The organism is Chromobacterium sp. INPA-IVC (assembly GCF_059047085.1).
The window spans coordinates 1-5,312 of sequence record NZ_JBTNLS010000017.1 but is presented as its reverse complement, the minus strand read 5'-3'; the positions used below and the strand labels follow the sequence as shown (position 1 = coordinate 5,312).

Here is a 5,312-nt window from a genome sequence, read left to right as displayed (position 1 = left end):
GCGTCTGGCGGTGTCCTACTTTCACATGGCGAATGCCACACTATCATCGGCGCTAAGGCGTTTCACGGTCCTGTTCGGGATGGGAAGGCGTGGGACCACCTCGCTAAGGCCACCAGACATAAACTGGCACAAACTTGAAGAAGCCTGGGCTGAGTCTTTTGTCTCAGCCCTCATATATTCGGTATTTGATGTACGTCGCACATCCACTCTCTTGTCACTTAGCCACGCTAAGCCACTCAAATGATAGGATCAAGCCTCACGAGCAATTAGTATCGGTTAGCTTCACGCCTCACAGCGCTTCCACACCCGACCTATCAACGTCCTGGTCTCGAACGACTCTTCAGGGAGGTCAAGCCTCCAGGGAAGTCTCATCTTCAGGCAAGTTTCCCGCTTAGATGCTTTCAGCGGTTATCTCTTCCGAACTTAGCTACCCGGCAATGCCACTGGCGTGACAACCGGTACACCAGAGGTTCGTCCACTCCGGTCCTCTCGTACTAGGAGCAGCCCCCGTCAAACTTCCAACGCCCACTGCAGATAGGGACCAAACTGTCTCACGACGTTTTGAACCCAGCTCACGTACCACTTTAAATGGCGAACAGCCATACCCTTGGGACCGGCTACAGCCCCAGGATGTGATGAGCCGACATCGAGGTGCCAAACACCGCCGTCGATGTGAACTCTTGGGCGGTATCAGCCTGTTATCCCCGGAGTACCTTTTATCCGTTGAGCGATGGCCCTTCCATACAGAACCACCGGATCACTATGTCCTGCTTTCGCACCTGCTCGACTTGTCGGTCTCGCAGTTAAGCTACCTTTTGCCATTGCACTATCAGCACGATTTCCGACCGTACCTAGGTAACCTTCGAACTCCTCCGTTACACTTTGGGAGGAGACCGCCCCAGTCAAACTGCCTACCATGCACTGTCCCCAATCCGGATCACGGACCAAGGTTAGAACCTCAAACACACCAGGGTGGTATTTCAAGGACGGCTCCACTGAAACTAGCGTCTCAGCTTCAAAGCCTCCCACCTATCCTACACAAGTCTGTTCAAAGTCCAATGCAAAGCTACAGTAAAGGTTCACGGGGTCTTTCCGTCTAGCAGCGGGTAGATTGCATCTTCACAAACACTTCAACTTCGCTGAGTCTCAGGAGGAGACAGTGTGGCCATCGTTACGCCATTCGTGCGGGTCGGAACTTACCCGACAAGGAATTTCGCTACCTTAGGACCGTTATAGTTACGGCCGCCGTTTACCGGGGCTTCGATCAAGAGCTTGCACCCCATCACTTAACCTTCCGGCACCGGGCAGGCGTCACACCGTATACGTCCACTTTCGTGTTGGCACAGTGCTGTGTTTTTGTTAAACAGTCGCAGCCACCTATTCTCTGCGACCTGTCAAAGCTTCGTGAGCAAGTCACTACACCTCAACAGGCATACCTTCTCCCGAAGTTACGGTATCAATTTGCCGAGTTCCTTCTCCTGAGTTCTCTCAAGCGCCTTAGAATTCTCATCCTGCCCACCTGTGTCGGTTTGCGGTACGGTTCTTATGCAGCTGAAGCTTAGTGGCTTTTCCTGGAAGCGTGGTATCAGTCACTTCAGGTCCGTAGACCCTCGTTATCACTTCTCGGTGTTGAATGAAAGAGCGGATTTGCCTACTCTAACCACCTACCAGCTTGAACGACCTATTCCAACAGGCCGCTGACCTAACCTTCTCCGTCCCCACATCGCACTGCATAAAAGTACGGGAATTTTAACCCGTTTCCCATCGACTACGCTTTTCAGCCTCGCCTTAGGGGCCGACTCACCCTACGCCGATGAACGTTGCGTAGGAAACCTTGGGCTTTCGGCGAGCGGGCTTTTCACCCGCTTTATCGCTACTCATGTCAGCATTCGCACTTCTGATATCTCCAGCATCCCTTACGAGACACCTTCACAGACCTACAGAACGCTCCCCTACCACGGACGCTTACGCGCCCATCCGCAGCTTCGGTTATCAGTTTGAGCCCCGTTACATCTTCCGCGCAGGACGACTCGACCAGTGAGCTATTACGCTTTCTTTAAATGATGGCTGCTTCTAAGCCAACATCCTGGCTGTCTATGCCTTCCCACTTCGTTTACCACTTAACTGATCATTTGGGACCTTAGCTGGCGGTCTGGGTTGTTTCCCTCTTGACGATGGACGTTAGCACCCACCGTCTGTCTCCCATGCTTGCACTTTCCGGTATTCAGAGTTTGCCATGGTTTGGTAAATCGCAATGACCCCCTAGCCATAACAGTGCTTTACCCCCGGAAGTGATACATGAGGCACTACCTAAATAGTTTTCGGGGAGAACCAGCTATCTCCGAGTTTGTTTAGCCTTTCACCCCTATCCACAGCTCATCCCCTAGTTTTGCAACACTAGTGGGTTCGGACCTCCAGTGCGTGTTACCGCACCTTCATCCTGGCCATGGATAGATCACTCGGTTTCGGGTCTACGCCCAGCAACTAAAGCGCCCTATTCGGACTCGGTTTCCCTACGCCTCCCCTATTCGGTTAAGCTTGCTACTGAACGTAAGTCGCTGACCCATTATACAAAAGGTACGCAGTCACGGAACAAGTCCGCTCCCACTGTTTGTATGCATCCGGTTTCAGGTTCTATTTCACTCCCCTCCCGGGGTTCTTTTCGCCTTTCCCTCACGGTACTGGTTCACTATCGGTCGATCACGAGTATTTAGCCTTGGAGGATGGTCCCCCCATATTCAGACAGGATTTCGCGTGTCCCGCCCTACTTCTCGTATGCTTAGTACCAAGAATGCGTTTTCGTGTACGGGGCTATCACCCACTACGGCGGTCCTTTCCATGAACCTTCCACTAACGCAATCTCTATCACATACAGGCTGTTCCGCGTTCGCTCGCCACTACTTACGGAATCTCGGTTGATTTCTTTTCCTTCAGCTACTTAGATGTTTCAGTTCGCTGAGTTCGCTTCCACTGACCTATGTATTCAGTCAGGGATACCGCCTAAGCGGTGGGTTTCCCCATTCGGATATCGCGGGATCAAAGCTCTATTGCCAGCTCCCCCGCGCTTTTCGCAGGCTTACACGTCCTTCATCGCCTGTGATCGCCAAGGCATCCACCAGATGCACTTAGTCGCTTGACCCTATCATTTCAGCAGCCTAAGCCACTAAAACAACAAGTGTGTTTGTGCGACGACTGCACCGCCCCTTTTGATATGGCGACGCAGCCTTAGATACAATCAAATACCCAAGATGACGATCTGTCTGCGTAAAGAGTTAACTCTACGTTTTCATCTCGCCGTCTTAATATATTCGGCTTCTTCAGTTTGTTAAAGATCGGGCGTTTATACAACGCAAACAGAATCTAGCTCTCTCGAACTCGATTTTGTTTGCGGTGTGGTGGAGGATGACGGGATCGAACCGACGACCCCCTGCTTGCAAAGCAGGTGCTCTCCCAACTGAGCTAATCCCCCAACTGGTGGGTCTGGTAGGACTCGAACCTACGACCCCTGCGTTATCAACACAGTGCTCTAACCAGCTGAGCTACAAACCCAGTAAACTTCTTTGCGCCAGGCCTCTCGACCCGGCTGCCCTTAACTACAAATAACCGATAGGCTGTAAGTGCTTGGCAATCGCCATTCTCTAGAAAGGAGGTGATCCAGCCGCAGGTTCCCCTACGGCTACCTTGTTACGACTTCACCCCAGTCATGAATCCCACCGTGGTAAGCGGCCTCCTTACGGTTAGCCTACCCACTTCTGGTGAAACTCACTCCCATGGTGTGACGGGCGGTGTGTACAAGACCCGGGAACGTATTCACCGCAGCATGCTGATCTGCGATTACTAGCGATTCCGACTTCACGCACTCGAGTTGCAGAGTGCGATCCGGACTACGATCGGTTTTCTGAGATTAGCTCCACCTCGCGGCTTGGCAACCCTCTGTACCGACCATTGTATGACGTGTGAAGCCCTGCTCATAAGGGCCATGAGGACTTGACGTCATCCCCACCTTCCTCCGGTTTGTCACCGGCAGTCTCATTAGAGTGCCCAACTTAATGATGGCAACTAATGACAAGGGTTGCGCTCGTTGCGGGACTTAACCCAACATCTCACGACACGAGCTGACGACAGCCATGCAGCACCTGTGTTAACGCTCCCTTTCGGGCACCAAGATATCTCTACCAAGTTCGTTACATGTCAAGAGCAGGTAAGGTTTTTCGCGTTGCATCGAATTAATCCACATCATCCACCGCTTGTGCGGGTCCCCGTCAATTCCTTTGAGTTTTAACCTTGCGGCCGTACTCCCCAGGCGGTCAACTTCACGCGTTAGCTACGCTACCAAGGATTCAAACCCCCAACAGCTAGTTGACATCGTTTAGGGCGTGGACTACCAGGGTATCTAATCCTGTTTGCTCCCCACGCTTTCGTGCATGAGCGTCAGTGTCATCCCAGGGGGCTGCCTTCGCCATCGGTATTCCTCCACATCTCTACGCATTTCACTGCTACACGTGGAATTCTACCCCCCTCTGACGCACTCTAGTCGTGCAGTCTCCAATGCCGTTCCCAGGTTAAGCCCGGGGCTTTCACATCAGACTTGCACAACCGCCTGCGCACGCTTTACGCCCAGTAATTCCGATTAACGCTTGCACCCTACGTATTACCGCGGCTGCTGGCACGTAGTTAGCCGGTGCTTATTCTTCCGGTACTGTCATCCCCGCCAGGTATTAACCAGCGGGATTTCCTCCCGAACAAAAGTCCTTTACAACCCGAAGGCCTTCTTCAGACACGCGGCATGGCTGGATCAGGCTTGCGCCCATTGTCCAAAATTCCCCACTGCTGCCTCCCGTAGGAGTCTGGGCCGTGTCTCAGTCCCAGTGTGGCGGATCATCCTCTCAGACCCGCTACTGATCGTCGCCTTGGTGAGCTCTTACCTCACCAACTAGCTAATCAGACGTCGGCTGCTCGTATAACGTGAGGCCTTACGGTCCCCCACTTTCCCCCTCAGGGCGTATGCGGTATTAATCCGGCTTTCGCCGAGCTATCCCCCATTACACGGTACATTCCGACGCATTACTCACCCGTTCGCCACTCGTCAGCGGTGCAAGCACCCTGTTACCGTTCGACTTGCATGTGTAAAGCATGCCGCCAGCGTTCAATCTGAGCCAGGATCAAACTCTTCAGTTCAATCTCAAGCAAATTTTCTGGCACGCAAGTTCAAAGAAATAAACAAGTATCTCTTGTCTCTTGCAGTGCAAGTGTTCGGCTTTCGCCAAGCACTTACACCTATCGGTTATTCGTTCTGTTAAAGAGCAGTGCCA

Annotated in this window: 2 tRNA genes and 3 rRNA genes; all 5 read right to left on the bottom strand. The window is 52.6% G+C overall.

The annotated features are described in order from the left end of the window. Window positions 1–2: 2 nt before the first annotated feature. Window positions 3–117, bottom strand: a 5S ribosomal RNA gene (rrf, locus tag ACX17K_RS21915). A 128-nt stretch (window positions 118–245) separates the two neighbouring features. Continuing rightward, window positions 246–3,139: ribosomal RNA gene (locus tag ACX17K_RS21910) — 23S ribosomal RNA — on the bottom strand. A gap of 254 nt (window positions 3,140–3,393) precedes the next feature. Next, window positions 3,394–3,469 (bottom strand) — tRNA-Ala (locus ACX17K_RS21905). 3 nt (window positions 3,470–3,472) lie between these two features. Further along, window positions 3,473–3,549 (bottom strand) — tRNA-Ile (locus tag ACX17K_RS21900). 93 nt (window positions 3,550–3,642) lie between these two features. Next, a 16S ribosomal RNA gene (locus ACX17K_RS21895) occupies window positions 3,643–5,178 on the bottom strand. The 16S, 23S and 5S rRNA genes sit together here with 2 tRNA genes alongside, the layout of an rRNA operon. Window positions 5,179–5,312 lie beyond the last annotated feature (134 nt).